This window comes from Pseudomonas zhanjiangensis, from assembly GCF_041027545.1.
Classification (GTDB): domain Bacteria; phylum Pseudomonadota; class Gammaproteobacteria; order Pseudomonadales; family Pseudomonadaceae; genus Aquipseudomonas; species Aquipseudomonas zhanjiangensis.
Genome location: NZ_JBFTEG010000003.1, coordinates 406936 through 420644, shown reverse-complemented (window position 1 = coordinate 420644; position 13709 = coordinate 406936). Strand labels below are relative to the sequence as shown.

General features: G+C 69.2%; 13 protein-coding genes. 11 read left to right on the top strand and 2 right to left on the bottom strand.

The window, feature by feature from the left end; genetic code table 11:
* Positions 1–8 precede the first annotated feature (8 nt).
* Complete coding sequence (locus AB5S05_RS06830; RefSeq protein WP_369286738.1) at positions 9–767, top strand: SDR family NAD(P)-dependent oxidoreductase; 759 nt, start codon at positions 9–11, stop codon at positions 765–767.
* 160 nt (positions 768–927) lie between these two features.
* Here the strand turns inward: AB5S05_RS06830 and AB5S05_RS06825 are convergent, their stop codons facing one another.
* Positions 928–1767, bottom strand: a complete 840-nt coding sequence (locus AB5S05_RS06825; protein WP_438943548.1) for a helix-turn-helix transcriptional regulator — start codon at positions 1765–1767, stop codon at positions 928–930.
* Between the two features lie 119 nt (positions 1768–1886).
* Between AB5S05_RS06825 and AB5S05_RS06820 the strand changes: the two genes are divergently transcribed.
* Both AB5S05_RS06820 and AB5S05_RS06815 read left to right on the top strand, forming a co-directional pair.
* Positions 1887–2420: a carboxymuconolactone decarboxylase family protein gene (locus tag AB5S05_RS06820; RefSeq protein ID WP_369286737.1), complete on the top strand. Its 534-nt coding sequence runs from the start codon at positions 1887–1889 to the stop codon at positions 2418–2420.
* Positions 2421–2447: 27 nt separating this feature from the next.
* Positions 2448–2996 carry a cytochrome P460 family protein gene (locus AB5S05_RS06815; RefSeq protein ID WP_369286736.1) on the top strand — a complete coding sequence of 183 codons (549 nt, stop codon included), beginning with the start codon at positions 2448–2450 and terminating at the stop codon, positions 2994–2996.
* 174 nt (positions 2997–3170) lie between these two features.
* On the opposite strand, the gene AB5S05_RS06810 is transcribed toward AB5S05_RS06815, so the two are convergent.
* Positions 3171–5066, bottom strand: coding sequence for an ABCB family ABC transporter ATP-binding protein/permease (locus AB5S05_RS06810; RefSeq protein ID WP_369286735.1), 1896 nt, complete (start codon positions 5064–5066; stop codon positions 3171–3173).
* Between the two features lie 299 nt (positions 5067–5365).
* Between AB5S05_RS06810 and AB5S05_RS06805 the strand changes: the two genes are divergently transcribed.
* The 8 genes from AB5S05_RS06805 (at position 5366) to lhpI (ending at position 13708) form a co-directional block, all read left to right on the top strand.
* Positions 5366–6301 (top strand): 4-hydroxyproline epimerase, encoded by a 936-nt coding sequence (locus AB5S05_RS06805; RefSeq protein ID WP_369286734.1) that lies wholly within the window; start codon positions 5366–5368, stop codon positions 6299–6301.
* Entirely contained in the window at positions 6298–7419 is a 1122-nt protein-coding gene (locus tag AB5S05_RS06800; RefSeq protein ID WP_369286733.1) for an NAD(P)/FAD-dependent oxidoreductase, read from the top strand. Before AB5S05_RS06805 ends, AB5S05_RS06800 begins: the two co-directional genes overlap by 4 nt.
* Positions 7416–7652 carry a (2Fe-2S)-binding protein gene (locus AB5S05_RS06795; RefSeq protein ID WP_369286732.1) on the top strand — a complete coding sequence of 79 codons (237 nt, stop codon included), beginning with the start codon at positions 7416–7418 and terminating at the stop codon, positions 7650–7652. The genes AB5S05_RS06800 and AB5S05_RS06795 overlap by 4 nt, the downstream gene beginning before the upstream one ends.
* Positions 7649–8908, top strand: coding sequence for an FAD-dependent oxidoreductase (locus AB5S05_RS06790; RefSeq protein ID WP_369286731.1), 1260 nt, complete (start codon positions 7649–7651; stop codon positions 8906–8908). The genes AB5S05_RS06795 and AB5S05_RS06790 overlap by 4 nt, the downstream gene beginning before the upstream one ends.
* 298 nt (positions 8909–9206) lie before the next feature.
* Positions 9207–9983 carry an AraC family transcriptional regulator gene (locus AB5S05_RS06785; RefSeq protein ID WP_369286730.1) on the top strand — a complete coding sequence of 259 codons (777 nt, stop codon included), beginning with the start codon at positions 9207–9209 and terminating at the stop codon, positions 9981–9983.
* Positions 9984–10072: 89 nt separating this feature from the next.
* Entirely contained in the window at positions 10073–10663 is a 591-nt protein-coding gene (locus tag AB5S05_RS06780) for an REP-associated tyrosine transposase (protein ID WP_369286729.1), read from the top strand.
* Between the two features lie 387 nt (positions 10664–11050).
* On the top strand, positions 11051–11869 hold the full coding sequence (locus AB5S05_RS06775; protein WP_369286727.1) for an ABC transporter substrate-binding protein: 819 nt from the start codon (positions 11051–11053) through the stop codon (positions 11867–11869).
* Between the two features lie 72 nt (positions 11870–11941).
* Positions 11942–13708, top strand: a complete 1767-nt coding sequence (lhpI, locus tag AB5S05_RS06770) for a cis-3-hydroxy-L-proline dehydratase (RefSeq protein ID WP_369286726.1) — start codon at positions 11942–11944, stop codon at positions 13706–13708.
* The last annotated feature ends 1 nt before the right edge of the window (position 13709 follow it).

Genomic DNA, 13709 nt, shown 5'->3' with positions numbered 1-13709 from the left:
GGTGCGCGATGAAACTGAAGAATAAAGTCGCGGTGGTAACCGGCGGCGGCCGCGGCATCGGCCGCGGCATCAGCGAAAAGCTGCTGGAGAGCGGCGCCCAGGTGCTGATTGCCCAGCGCCAGCCCCTGGACGACGAACTCGGCAGCCATGCCCAGGTGGCCTGGTTCGCCGTCGACCTGGCCGACCGCGAAGCGCCCTACGCCATCGCCCATGCGGTGGAGGAGCGCTTCGGCGGCGCCGACATCCTGGTAAACAACGCCGGCTTCATGTTCGAGCAGTCGCTGGACGAGATGAACGAGGACGACTGGGAGCGCATGATGGCGGTCAACATGCGCGCTCCGGTGTTCCTCGCCAAGGCCCTGCTGGCGCAGATGCGCCAGCGTGGCGGTGGCAGCATCGTCAATATCGGGTCCATCGAAGGCATCGGCGCCAACCCCTGGCACGCCGCCTACTGCGGCTCCAAGGCCGGCGTGCATGGTTTCACCCGGGCGATGGCCGTGGACCTGGGGCGCGACGGCATTCGCTGCAACGCAATAGCGCCGGGCTGGATCAATTCCGACCTGAGCGATGCCTATATCGACGTCCAGGCCGACCCGGCACAGGCGCGCCGCGACCTGCTCAGGCTGCACCCCGTCGGCCGCACCGGCGAGCCCCAGGACATCGGCAATGCCGTGGCTTTTCTCGCCAGCGAAGACGCGGCCTTCATCACCGGCCAGGTGATCGTCATCGATGGCGGCCGCACGGCCAAGCTGCCGCTGCCCTTCTGATCCGGCGCCTGTGACAAGGCTGCTTGCGCACTCGCGGCGCAAGCCGCCTTTTCCGCAGTGCCCCGGCTCCACTCGCTTGGCAGCGGACGCCATCGCGGCGTCACTCGGGCGAGGCATGCTGCAGCCGCCTAGTCCAAGCACCGGCGAATCGAACTCAGACTCAGGACCCGCCGAGCGCCGCCTCACCACGCTGCTGCGCCAGCCAGTCGCGCGGGGCACAGCCCATGCGCACGCGGAAGGCGCGCGCCAACGCGTTCGGGCTGCCGTAGCCGACGAGGTCGGCCACCACCGCCACCGGCCGCCCCTGTTTGAGCAGGGTGCAACTGACGTTTATCCGCCAGTCGGCCAGATAGTCGCCCGGGGTGACACCCACCACCTCCTTGAACACGGCGGCAAAGCGCGCCCGTGACATGCCAGCCTGCGCCGCCAGCGCCTCGAGCGACCACGCGTCCTGGGGCGCATCGTGCATGGCGGTTATGGCGCGCGCGAGTTTCGGGTCGGCCAGGCCCGCCAGCAGTCCGCTGGCGCCAAAGCGCCGGTCCATCAGATAACGCAGCAACTGGATCAGCAGCAACTCGCACAGGCGGTCGATGGCTGCCTGCCGACCGCACTGGTCGCGCTCGGCTTCGGCAAACAGCAGCTCCAGCGTCGGCCCGAGGCCGGGCAGGTCCGCCAGTGGAATCAGCAGCATCGACGGCAAGGCCATGGCCAACGGATTGCCCGTCGACGCGCCCAGATCGACCTCCGCACACAACAGCTCGGCGGTATCGCCGGGGGTAGTGACGAAACGATGCGACGCCACCCGCGGATAAAACAGCAGGCTCGGCTCGGTAACCAGCAGGTCCTCATGCACCGACGAACGCACGCTGATCGGGCCGCGCCGCAGCAGATGGATATAGCCATGCGGCGCCGCGTAATGATGTTGCCCACAGAAGGCACCGCTGTGAAAAACCCGCGCCGAGAGCGAGTAGTGCCGAAGCAAACCGGCCAGTCGATCCACTATTTCACCCCCTAAAAAGACTACGGGTTAGGTATTTGATACTTAATATGCCATATCGTACCAGTCGAGGGGCGATCATAGCCACGTGCTCTTGCACCTCAATCACCAAGGAGATAGCCATGACCCAGATCGCCCCCCTGACCCTCGACTCCGCTGACGCCGCCACTGCCGCCACCCTCAGGGCCGTCAAAGCCAAGCTCGGCATGGTGCCGAACCTGTTCGCCACGCTGGCCCACGCACCGGCAGCGCTCAATGGCTACCTCGGCCTGTCCGAAACGCTGGCCAGCGGCCGCCTGAGTGCCGCCCAGCGCGAGATCATTGCGCTCGCTGCCGGCCAAGCCAATCGCTGCCAGTACTGCCTGAGCGCACACACCCTGATCGGTAAAGGTGCCGGACTGTCGGCAGAAGCCATCGCCGCGGCCCGTACCGGCCAGGCGGGCAACGCACTCGACGATGCAATCGCCGGCTTTGCCCGCGCGCTGGTCGAGCAACGCGGCCTGGTGTCGGCCGACGCCCTGGCCAACTACCGCCGCGCGGGGCTCGACGACGGCCTGATCCTGGAAGTGATCGCCAACGTCGCCCTGAACACGCTCACCAACTACACCAACCACATCGCCGACACCACGGTGGACTTCCCCGTGGTCGAGGTCTGATCTCCATAGACAACAAGGAGAACAACGATGAAAACTGCACTGACCGGCGCGCTGCTCGCCAGCGCCCTCGTCCTGCCGCTGGCCGTCACGGCCGGCGACTTTTCGCCCTACGTCGACAGCCAGGGCGGCATCAGCCGCCCCACTGGCTTCCGCTCGAACTTCGTCCACCTGGGCTCGTACGCGGTCCTGGACGAAAAATCCGCCGCGCGCGGCCTGCACGATGTGTACACGGAAAAGGCCTCGGCCGAGCACTACCGCAAGACCGGCCAGTTCCCGGACGGCGCCACGCTGGTGAAAGAGATCCGCAAGCTCGAAACCAGCGCCATGACCACCGGCGACCCTGTGGTCTGGGGTGCCGATGCGGCCGTGTGGTTCGTGATGGTCAAGGACACCAAGGGCCGATTCGCCGACAACCCACTGTGGGGCGACGGCTGGGGCTGGGCGCTGTTCGAGGCCGAGGCCCCCGCCAAGAATGTCGCCGTCAGTTACGAAGCCAACTGCATGGGCTGCCATGTGCCGGCGGCCGAGACCGACCGCGTGTTCGTCCAGGGGTATCCGACACTGACCCGGCACTGACTTGCTGTCGGCTTAGGCTTCGCGCAGGACGGCACCTCCTGCGCGAGCCACCCGCCCCTCCCCGCACGAGCTGGCAGAGCACCAGATCTTCAGCTTCCTCGACGCACGCGCCGGCAAGGCGGTTGCCGCCGTGTTGCGCCGCGCCCGCCACCGCGTTCGGCGCGTGCTGCCGAGCTAGCCGGGCAGCTCGGGGCGCGGCGCTTGCTCGGCAGGCGGTGCTTGCTGCTGTAGTGCCCACATCTGCGCATAGCTGCCGCCGGCAGCCAGCAACTCGCGGTGGCTGCCGCTTTCGATGATGCGCCCGGCATCCAGCACCAGGATCCGGTCGGCATTCATCACCGTGGACAGGCGATGAGCGACCACCAGCGTGGTGCGGCCGACCTGAATGCGCTCGAGCGCGGCCTGAATGGCCTTTTCCGACTTGGAATCCAGCGCCGAGGTAGCCTCGTCGAAGATCAGGATGGCCGGGTTCTTCAGCAGCGCACGGGCGATCGCCACGCGCTGTTTCTCGCCGCCGGACAGCTTGAGGCCGCGTTCTCCGACCTGGGTCTGGTAGCCGTCCGGCAGGCGCTCGATAAACCCGTGGAGTTGCGCGGCGCGGGCGGCGGCCTCGACCTCGGCGCGACTGGCCTCGGGACGGCCATAGGCGATGTTGTAGTAGATGCTGTCATTGAACAGCACGGTGTCCTGCGGAACGATGGCGATGGCCGCGCGCAGCGAGCTCTGGGTCAGTTCGCGCAGGTCCTGGCCGTCGATGCGGATATGCCCGCCATCGACTTCGTAGAAGCGGTACAGCAGGCGCGCCAGGGTCGACTTGCCCGAGCCCGAATGGCCGACGACCGCCACCGTACCGCCGGGCGGTACCTCGAAACTCACGCCATGCAGGATCTCGCGGCGCGGGTCGTAGCCGAAGTGCACCCCCTCGAAGCTCAGGCGCGGGCGGCTGGCCAGCAGCGGCCGGGCGGTCGGCGCGTCCTGCACATCCTGGCGCTGGTCGAGCAGGCCGAACAGCCGCTCCATATTGGTCAGCGCCTGCTTCACCTGGCGGTACATCATGCCCAGCACGAACAGCGGGGCCGACAGCTGCAGCAGGTAGGCGTTGACCAGCACCAGGTCGCCGATGCTCAGTTCGCCGGCCACCACCCCCGCAGCGGCCCGCCACATCATGGCCGTGACGCCACTGGCGATGACCACGGACTGGCCGAGATTGAGCAGCGCCAGCGACTGGGTCGCCCTGACCTTGGCGTTCTCCAGGTGACGCAGGCTCTGGTCGTAGCGCCCGCGCTCATGGGCCTCGTTGTTGAAGTACTTGACCGTCTCGTAGTTGAGCAGCGAGTCCACCGCCCGCTCGTTGGCGCGGGTATCGGCCTCCACCGCGGCGCGGTAGAACCGCGTGCGCCACTCGGTCACCGCCAGGGTCCACAGGCTGTAGGCCAGCAGCGTGCCCAGGGTGATCAGGGCGAAGCCCCAGTCATAGGCCCAGACCAGCACCACCGTCACCAGCATCACCTCGAGCAGGGTCGGCACTATGCTGTAGAGCGTCCAGTCGAGCAGCTCGGCGATCGCGCTGCCGCCGCGCTCCACATCGCGGGCCACGCCGCCGGTGCGACGGTCCAGGTGAAACTTCAGGCTGAGGCCGAGCAGGTGATCGAACACCTTCAGGGTGACCTGGCGCGAAGTGCGCGCCATCACCCGGGCGAACACCACCTGGCGCAGTTCGTTGAATAGGGTCACGCCGATGCGCGCCGCGCCATAGGCCAGCAGCAGGCCGACCGGCAGCAGCAACAGGCCGGGCTCGACATTCAAACCGTCGACTATCTGCTTGAGCGCGACTGGAACATAAAGGTTGACCAGCTTGGCGGCGACGATCAGCAGCAGCGCCAGGGCGATGCGCCCGACATAGGGCCGCAGGTAGGGCAACAGCTCGGCGACCACGGCGAAGTCGCTGCGGGCACTGGCCGCGCGCTCGACCGCCGCGGCGCCGCTGGCCGTGTCCTTGCCCGGGTGGCTGGCGCCAGGCTCGGGGGAGGGACTGGACGGCCCGACCGGCGACTCGTCGGGGCGACTCATGGACTCACCTGACCAGCAACCGGCCGGCGGTTTGCCGCGGCCGGGCAGCAACGGGGCTTCGCTGTTCGGCCCTGTTCGATCGCTGCATCACTGCTCTCCCGCGCTGAAAGAAGCCCTCACAACGACCTTAGCCCACTTGGGGACGGTGAAGCGCGGGTTCACCTGCCGGCTCCGACCAGCGCGCGGCGTACACGCCTGACGCTGTGCTGATTTCGTCATCACAGCCCGCCAATTTCCTCAAGCCGCCAGCGCCCTGAAGCGCCACCCTTGCTCTGACTCTTTCAGTGCAGGTGACAGCCATGAAACGCATCCGCGTCATCGATTCCCACACCGGCGGCGAGCCGACCCGCCTGGTGCTCGACGGCTTTCCCGAGCTGGGCAGCGGCAGCATGCTCGAACGCCGCCAGCTGCTGGCCGAACGCTTCGACGACTGGCGCGCCGCCGCGGTGCTGGAGCCGCGCGGCAGCGACGTGCTGGTCGGCGCGCTGCTGTGCCAGCCGGCCGATCCCGAAGCCAGCGCCGGGGTGATTTTCTTCAACAACACAGGATACTTGGGCATGTGCGGCCACGGCACCATCGGCCTGGTCGCCTCCCTGGCCCACCTGGGGCGCATCCAGCCCGGCGTGCACCGCATCGAGACCCCGGTTGGCACCGTCGAGGCAACCCTGCACCCGGACCGCTCGGTCAGCGTGCGCAACGTCCCGGCCTACCGCTACCGCCAGGCGGTGACCCTGCAGGTGCCGGGCTACGGCGGCGTCACCGGCGATATCGCCTGGGGCGGCAACTGGTTCTTCCTGATCGCCGAGCACGGCCAGCGCGTCGCCGGCGACAACCTCGAGGCGCTGACCACCTACGCGGTGGCCGTGCAGCAGGCGCTGGAGGATCAGGGTCTGCGCGGCGAGGATGGCGGGCTGATCGACCATATCGAGTTGTTCGCCGACGACCCCGAAGCCGACAGCCGCAACTTCGTGCTCTGCCCGGGCAAGGCCTACGACCGCTCGCCCTGCGGCACCGGCACCAGCGCCAAGCTGGCCTGCCTGGCCGCCGACGACAAGTTGGCCCCCGGCGCGCTGTGGCGCCAGGCCAGCGTGATCGGCAGCCGGTTCGAGGCCAGCTACCAGTGGCAGGAGGACGGCCGCATCGTCCCGACCATCCGCGGCCGCGCCCACATGAGCGCCGAGGCGACCCTGCTGCTGGAGGACGACGACCCCTTCGCCTGGGGCATCCGCGGATGAACGCCGAAGTCATCGTCATCGGCGCCGGCATCGTCGGCAGCGCCTGCGCCGAGGAACTCGCCCGCCGCGGCCTGGACGTGCTGGTGCTGGACAGCCAGCGCGGCGGCGCCACGGCCGCGGGCATGGGCCACCTGGTGGCGATGGACGACAACCCGGCGGAGCTGGCCCTGAGCCGCTACTCCATCGAGCTGTGGCGCCAGTGGGCGCCGAGGCTACCGGCGGACTGCGCCTACCATGGCTGCGGCACTCTGTGGCTGGCGGCGAACCGCGAGGAGCTGGACGCCGCCGAACACAAGGGCCAGGCCCTGCGCGAAGCCGGCATCGCCTGCCAGCTGCTGACCGCCGAGGCCCTGCGCGAGGCCGAGCCGATGCTGCGCCAGGACCTGGCCGGCGCGCTGAAGGTCGCCGGCGACGCCATCCTCTATGCGCCCAACGCCGCGCGCTGGCTGCTGCAACAGGGCGGCGGGCGTATCCGCCAGCAATGCGCCCAGATCAGCGAGATCGACGGCAAGCGCGTGCGCCTGGCCGGCGGCCAGTGGCTGACGGCCGAGGCCGTGGTACTGGCGGCCGGCATCCACGCCAGCGAGCTGTGCCCGCAGCTGCCGATCCGGGCGAAGAAGGGCCACCTGCTGATCACCGACCGCTACCCCGGACGCATCCACCACCAGCTAGTCGAGCTCGGATATGCCAGTAGCGCCCATGCCAGCAGCGGCACCTCGGTGGCCTTCAATGCCCAGCCGCGGCCCACCGGGCAGATTTTGCTCGGCTCGTCACGACAGTTCGACAGCCTCGATGCGGCAGTGGAAGGCCCGGTGTTGGCGCGCATGCTGCGCCGCGCCCTCGACTATCTACCGGGACTGGCCGGGATGAACGCCATCCGCAGCTGGACCGGTTTTCGCGCCGCCACCCCGGACGGCCTGCCGCTGCTCGGTCAGCACCCGCAGCAAGCCGGCCTGTGGCTGGCGCTCGGCCACGAGGGCCTGGGCGTCACCACCGCGCCGGGCAGCGCCCAGCTGCTGGCCGCCCAGCTGTTCGGCGAGCGCGCGGCCATCGACCCGGCGCCCTACCGGCCCGAACGTTTCCTCCACGTGCCAGCATTCGCGGAGCATCAGCGATGATCGAACTCAGCCTGAATGGCCAAGCACTGCAAGTAGCCGACGGCTACACGGTGGCGGCCGCCCTCTGTCTCGGCGGCGACGGCAACAGCCGCACCTCGGTCGGCGGCCAGCGCCGCGCGCCACTGTGTGGCATGGGCGTGTGCCAGGAGTGCCGGGTCAGCATCGACGGCCAGCGCCGCCTGGCCTGCCAGACCCTGTGCCGCCCCGGCATGCGCGTGGAGACCCGAGCATGACCCGCGACTTCGACCTGCTGATCATCGGCGCCGGCCCGGCCGGCATGGCCGCCGCCCTGGCCGCGGCGCCCAGCGGTGCGCGCATCGCCCTGATCGACGACAACCCGGCGCCCGGCGGGCAGATCTGGCGCGACGGCGTGCAGGCGCAGCTGCCGGCAGGCGCGCGGCGCTACCGGCAGGCGCTGGCGGCGGCGACCAACGTGCAGCTGTTTCACTCCACCCGAGTGGTGGCCGTCGCCGGCCCGCGCCAGTTGCTGCTCGAGGACGAGGCCGGCGCTTGGCGTGCGCGCTACGCCAAGCTGATCCTCTGCACCGGCGCCCGCGAGCTGCTGCTGCCCTTCCCCGGCTGGACCCTGACTGGGGTGACCGGCGCCGGCGGCCTGCAGGCGCTGATCAAGGGCGGCGTACCGGTGGCCGGCGAGCGCCTGGTTGTCGCCGGCAGTGGCCCACTGCTGCTGGCCAGCGCGGCCAGCGCGAAAAAGGCCGGTGCGCGCCTGCAATGCATCGCCGAGCAGGCGCCCCTGGCCGCCCTGACCAGCTTCGCCCTGCAGCTGCCGCGCTGGCCCGGCAAGCTGCTGCAGGCCGCGCAACTGTTCGATCACCAATACCGCGCCGACAGCCATGTGCTCGCCGCCCTCGGCAGCGAGCGCCTGGAGGGCGTGCGCCTGAGCCAAGGTGGCAAGATCCGCGAGATCCCCTGCGAACGCCTGGCCTGCGGCTTCGGCCTGATCCCCAATACCCAGCTGGGCCAGGCCCTGGGCTGCCGGATCGCCGACCAAGCCATCGCCGTCGATGACTGGCAGGCCTGCAGCCGCGACGGCCACTACGCCGCCGGCGAGTGCACCGGCTTCGGCGGCAGCGAACTGGCCCTGGTCGAAGGCGCCATCGCCGGCCACGCGGCGGTCGGCGAGCAGGACCAGGTCCGCGCCCTGTGGCCGCAGCGGCGCCGCTGGCAGGCCTTCGCCGATCAGCTCGCACGGCGCTTCGCCCTCGCCCCGCGGCTCAGGCAGCTGGCCGCCGCCGACACCCTGGTGTGCCGCTGCGAGGACGTGAGCTACGGCGAGATCGCCGGGCGCAGCGACTGGGTCGACGCCAAGCTGCACAGCCGCTGCGGCATGGGCGCCTGCCAGGGCCGGGTGTGCGGCGGCGCCGCCGAGTTCCTGTTCGGCTGGCCGGCGCCGGCACCGCGCACGCCGCTGTCGCCGGCGCGCATCGACAGCCTGGTGCAACTGGCCGAGGCAAACGAAGCGGACTAGTGTCGCGACAATGGTGATAGCTCGGATCCCTGTAGGGTGGATGGGGTCGCCTAGGTCGGGTCGGGCTGCGCCGCGTAACCCACCAGACGGTAGCCCTGTGTTGCACCGATGGTGGGTTACGGCGCCGCGAAGATCGGTGTAACGCCAGCACCTTGAACAGGCGCCTAACCCACCCTACGTCTTGGCCGAACCTGCCGCGATGGACGCCACGCTTCCCTGAAACCGCCAGCGCGTCATAGAGTAGTGCCGCAGTCGCCCAGGCGGCCGCCCCACTCAGGCTCCTAGGATCGCAACCCCGATGCTGCTCCCCCGCCCCGAGCAACTGCTGCCAGCCCCCGGCGACCTGAACGAGCTGCTCGGCAGCCTGCAACTGATCACACCGCTGCTCGACGCCATGCCCGGCGTGGTGTTCTTCATCAAGGACCGCCAGGCGCGCTACGTGCTGGTCAACCAGACCCTGGTCCAGCGCTGCGCGCTCAAGGAGCGCCAGGCGCTGCTGGGCAAGACCGCCGAACAGGTGTTCCCCTCGCGCTTCGGCCCGCGCTACACCGAGCAGGACCGCCGCGTGCTGGAAGGCGGCCAGCCGCTCAGCGACCAGCTGGAACTGCACCTCTACCCCGGCCGCGAGCCCGGCTGGTGCCTGACCCACAAACTGGCACTGCGCGATCGCCAGGGCGCAGTCATCGGCATGGCCGGCATCTCCTACGACCTGCAGGCGCCGCTGGCCAGCCACCCGGCCTACCAGAAACTGGCGGCGGTGGACGCGCACATTCGCCAGCACTACGCCCAGCCCATCGCGGTCAAGGACCTGGCCGCCATCGCCGGGCTCTCGGTGGCCCAGCTCGAGCGCCTGTGCAAGCGCATCTTCCAGCTCACCCCGCGGCAGATGATCCACCAGGCGCGCCTCGGCGCCGCCACCGGCTTGCTGGCCGGCGAGCGGCCGATCACCGAGATCGCCCTGGACTGCGGCTACACCGACCACAGCGCCTTCAGCCGCCAGTTCAAGGCACTCACCGGCCTGTCCCCCAGCCAGTACCGCGACAGCCAGCGTCGCGATCCCCCGAATTGCGTCTAGGCGATTGCCCACCGCTGCCCGGCAATCCACTTTGTAGGAGCGGGGCGACGCCTAGTTCCATGCCCGCGAAACTCGCAAGGAGAAGGCTTATGGATGAGCACTACAGCCAAAGCCAACCGGGGCACCGCGCCTTACGCAAAGGCCGGGTGTCCCTGGGTAATACGGCTTATCTGGTCACCACCACCAGCAAAAACCGCGAGCCATTGTTCGCCCACTTCCCAGCTGCCTGTTGCGCCGCGCGCTGTTTCGATGACGCCAGCTTGCTCGGGCCGAGTCGCATGCTGGCCTGGGTGCTGATGCCTGAACACGTCCACTGGCTGTTGCAGCTCGGCGACCAGGACAGCCTCGGCAAGGTGATTGGCCGACTCAAGTCCGCCAGTTCCCGCCACGCCAACCGGGACCTGAATCGAACAGGCCCTCTCTGGTCGAAAGCCTTTCACGATCATGCCCTGCGCGCAGAGGAAGAGCTGCAAGCCGTCGCCCGTTACATCGATGCCAATCCGCTGCGGGCAGGCTTGCTCAGACGGGTGGGTGATTACCGTTTTGGAATGCCGTCTGGATTTGATAAGGCGCTGAGGTGGTTGGTGTCTTTGAGATCGCTTCGCGGGCATGGCCCGCTCCTACCGGGTGGGGCGCCTGCTAAGAGCCTGTTCACGTTCGTCGCGGCCACCGGCCGATAGGGTGCGTCACGCACCAAGTACCTAATGGCCTAGTGCGCACACCCAAGCGTGCCCCGCGCGCCCTGCATAAACCAATCACGGCAAACGGCTGTTACCCATTGAGCAGCGTTACGCGGCGCCCCACCCCGCACTGCTTCCTTGGGTGACACCCCGCTCCCGGTTGGCGCCCCCGTCCCGCGCAGCGCCAGCATCCGGCTGCCGTCTGCTGAGTCCACGCAGCGCCTTGAACGCGGGGCCTGCAGCCGCATGAGCGACATCCAGCAGGTTGAATCTGGGCCACCCGCGGGTTTTGGCACAGCCAGTGCATATTTAATATCGTATACGAAATCCACGATACGAAAGACGCACCACCCACTAACGCTCGACCCACCAGACCCAGAGGCCCCTATGAAAACGTCAACACTCGCCGTAGCCCTCAGCGCTGTCCTGAGCACCTCCTTGATCAACCTGGCCCAGGCCGACAAGCTCGACGACATCATCGAGTCGGGCAAGCTGCGCTGCGCCGTGACCCTGGACTTCCCGCCCATGGGCTTTCGCGACGAGGCCAACAACCCGGCCGGCTTCGACGTCGACTATTGCAGCGACCTGGCGAAGATCCTCGGCGTCACCCCGGAGGTGGTGGAAACGCCCTTCCCCGATCGCATCCCCGCGCTGATCTCCGGCCGCGCCGACGTCATAGTCGCCTCCACCTCCGACACCCTGGAGCGGGCCAAGACCGTGGGCATGACCGTGCCCTACTTCGCCTTCCAGATGGTGGTGCTGACCCGCGAGGACGCCGGCATCGACAGCTACCAGGACCTCAAGGGCCGCCCGGTCGGCAACACCAGCGGCACCTACGAGGCCATCGCCCTGGAGAAGGACGTCAAGGGCTGGGGCGGCGGCAGCTTCCGCGCCTACCAGAGCCTCAACGACACCCTCCTGGCCGTGGCCCAGGGCCATATCGACGCCACCGTGGTGACCAACACGGTGGCCGCCTCGACCCTCAAGTCCGGCAAGTACAAGGGCCTGAAGATCGCCGGCGATGCGCCCTACACCATCGACTACGTGTCGCTGGCGGCCAAGCGCAGCGAGTACGGCCTGCTCAACTACATGAACCTGTTCGTCAACCAGCAGGTGCGCACCGGCCGCTACCAGGAACTGTGGAACAAGTGGGTCGGCGAACAGGTCGCCCCGGCCAACCTGGCCGTGCCCGGCGTCTACTACTAGGCGGCGCGCTAGCTCAGATAAACCCCATCCAACTATCGACGTGCGGCCCGCCGGGTCGCACGGGAGCTACCGATGCCTGATTTTTCCACGCCAGCACGCCCTCTGGTGGCGGGCGATGCGCAAGGCGAATTGCTCTATGCCGATGTCGGCCTGAGTTTCTGGGGCGGGGTCGACCCCTTCAGCGGCGAGGTGATCGATCGCCATCACCCGCTGAGCGGCCAGGTCATCGCCGGGCGCGTGCTGGCGCTGCCCAGCGGCCGCGGCTCCTGCACCGGCAGCAGCGTGCTGCTGGAACTGATCCTCAACGGCCATGCGCCCGCCGCCCTGGTGCTGGCGCAGCCCGACGAAATCCTCAGCCTGGGCGCGCTGGTCGCCCAGGCCCTGTTCAAACGCGGCCTGCCGGTGCTGTGCATCGGCGAGCAGGCCTTCGCCAACCTGCACGACCAGCGCTTTGTGCGGGTCGAGGGCGGGCAGGTGGCGGCCTATGCCGTGGCCCCGGACGACGGCTGGCAGCCGGCTCCAGCCGAGGCCGATGCGCAGGCAGGGCACGGCCCGGTGAAGCTGAGCGAACACGATCGCGCCCTGCTCGCCGGCACCCATGGCAAGGCCGCCCAGGTGGCCATGCAGATCGTCGTGCGCATGGCCGAACTGCAAGGCGCCGGCGAGCTGATCGACATCGGCCAGGCGCACATCGACGGCTGCATCTACACCGGTCCGGCCAGCCTGCGCTTCGCCCGCCAACTGGTCGACTGGGGCGCGGCGGTGCGGGTGCCGACCACCCTCAACGCCATCTCCGTGGACCAGCGCCGCTGGCGCGCCCTGGGCGTCGACCCGGCGTTCGGCGAGCCGGCCAGCGCCCTGGGCGATGCCTACATGGCCATGGGCGCGCAGCTCAGCTTCACCTGCGCCCCCTACCTGCTGGACAGCGCCCCGGCGGCCGGCGAGCAGGTGGTCTGGGCCGAGTCCAACGCGGTGGTGTTCGCCAACAGCGTGCTGGGCGCGCGCACCCAGAAGTACCCCGACTTCCTCGACATCTGCATCGCCCTGACCGGCCGTGCGCCCCTCAGCGGCTGCCACCTGGACGCCGGCCGGCAGGCCGGCCTGCGGGTCGAGGTACGGCTGCCGGAAGCCATCGACGACGCCTTCTACCCGCTGCTCGGCTACCACATCGGCGCCCTGGCCGGGCGGCAGATCCCGCTGGTCTGCGGCCTGGAACGGGCCGCGCCGAGCCGCGACGACCTCAAGGCCTTCGGCGCCGCCTTCGCCACCACCTCGGCGGCGCCCATGTTCCATATCCTCGGGGTGACCCCGGAGGCGGCGAGCGTCGAACAGGCCCTGGGCGACGAGCCGCCGCAACGGGTCGTGCGCCTGGGCGCGGAGGATCTGCTCGCCAGCTGGCGCGAGCTGAACAGCGCCGCAAGCCCGGAGCTGGACCTGGTGGCGCTGGGCAACCCGCACTTCTCGCTGAGCGAATGCGCCGCACTGGCGCGCCTCTGCGCGGGCCGGCGCAAGCACCCGCAGGTGGCGCTGGTGATCACCTGCGGCCGTCACGCGCACCAGCAGGCCACCGCGGCCGGGCATGTGGCGGTGCTGGAGGCCTTCGGCGCGCAATTCGTCACCGACACCTGCTGGTGCATGGTCGGCGAGCCGCTGGTGCCGCCAAGCGCCAAGCCCCTGATGACCAACTCGGGCAAGTACGCCCACTACGCACCGGGCCTGGTCGGCCGCCGGGTGCATTTCGCCGGCCTGGCCGCCTGCGTCGACGCCGCCTGCAACGGCCGGGTCGACGCCGTGCTGCCCGCCTGGCTGACCCCGCCCATTCGCCAAGGAGCACGCTGAA

What these genes read in the sequence shown, in the direction of transcription:
- AB5S05_RS06805 (WP_369286734.1), top strand. Translation starts at nt 5,366, where the DNA reads ATGAAACGCATCCGCGTCATCGATTCCCACACCGGCGGCGAGCCGACC.
- AB5S05_RS06785 (WP_369286730.1), top strand. Translation starts at nt 9,207, where the DNA reads ATGCTGCTCCCCCGCCCCGAGCAACTGCTGCCAGCCCCCGGCGACCTG.
- lhpI (WP_369286726.1), top strand. Translation starts at nt 11,942, where the DNA reads ATGCCTGATTTTTCCACGCCAGCACGCCCTCTGGTGGCGGGCGATGCG.
- AB5S05_RS06800 (WP_369286733.1), top strand. Translation starts at nt 6,298, where the DNA reads ATGAACGCCGAAGTCATCGTCATCGGCGCCGGCATCGTCGGCAGCGCC.
- AB5S05_RS06790 (WP_369286731.1), top strand. Translation starts at nt 7,649, where the DNA reads ATGACCCGCGACTTCGACCTGCTGATCATCGGCGCCGGCCCGGCCGGC.
- AB5S05_RS06775 (WP_369286727.1), top strand. Translation starts at nt 11,051, where the DNA reads ATGAAAACGTCAACACTCGCCGTAGCCCTCAGCGCTGTCCTGAGCACC.
- AB5S05_RS06795 (WP_369286732.1), top strand. Translation starts at nt 7,416, where the DNA reads ATGATCGAACTCAGCCTGAATGGCCAAGCACTGCAAGTAGCCGACGGC.
- AB5S05_RS06810 (WP_369286735.1), bottom strand. Translation starts at nt 5,066, where the DNA reads ATGAGTCGCCCCGACGAGTCGCCGGTCGGGCCGTCCAGTCCCTCCCCC.
- AB5S05_RS06780 (WP_369286729.1), top strand. Translation starts at nt 10,073, where the DNA reads ATGGATGAGCACTACAGCCAAAGCCAACCGGGGCACCGCGCCTTACGC.
- AB5S05_RS06830 (WP_369286738.1), top strand. Translation starts at nt 9, where the DNA reads ATGAAACTGAAGAATAAAGTCGCGGTGGTAACCGGCGGCGGCCGCGGC.
- AB5S05_RS06820 (WP_369286737.1), top strand. Translation starts at nt 1,887, where the DNA reads ATGACCCAGATCGCCCCCCTGACCCTCGACTCCGCTGACGCCGCCACT.
- AB5S05_RS06815 (WP_369286736.1), top strand. Translation starts at nt 2,448, where the DNA reads ATGAAAACTGCACTGACCGGCGCGCTGCTCGCCAGCGCCCTCGTCCTG.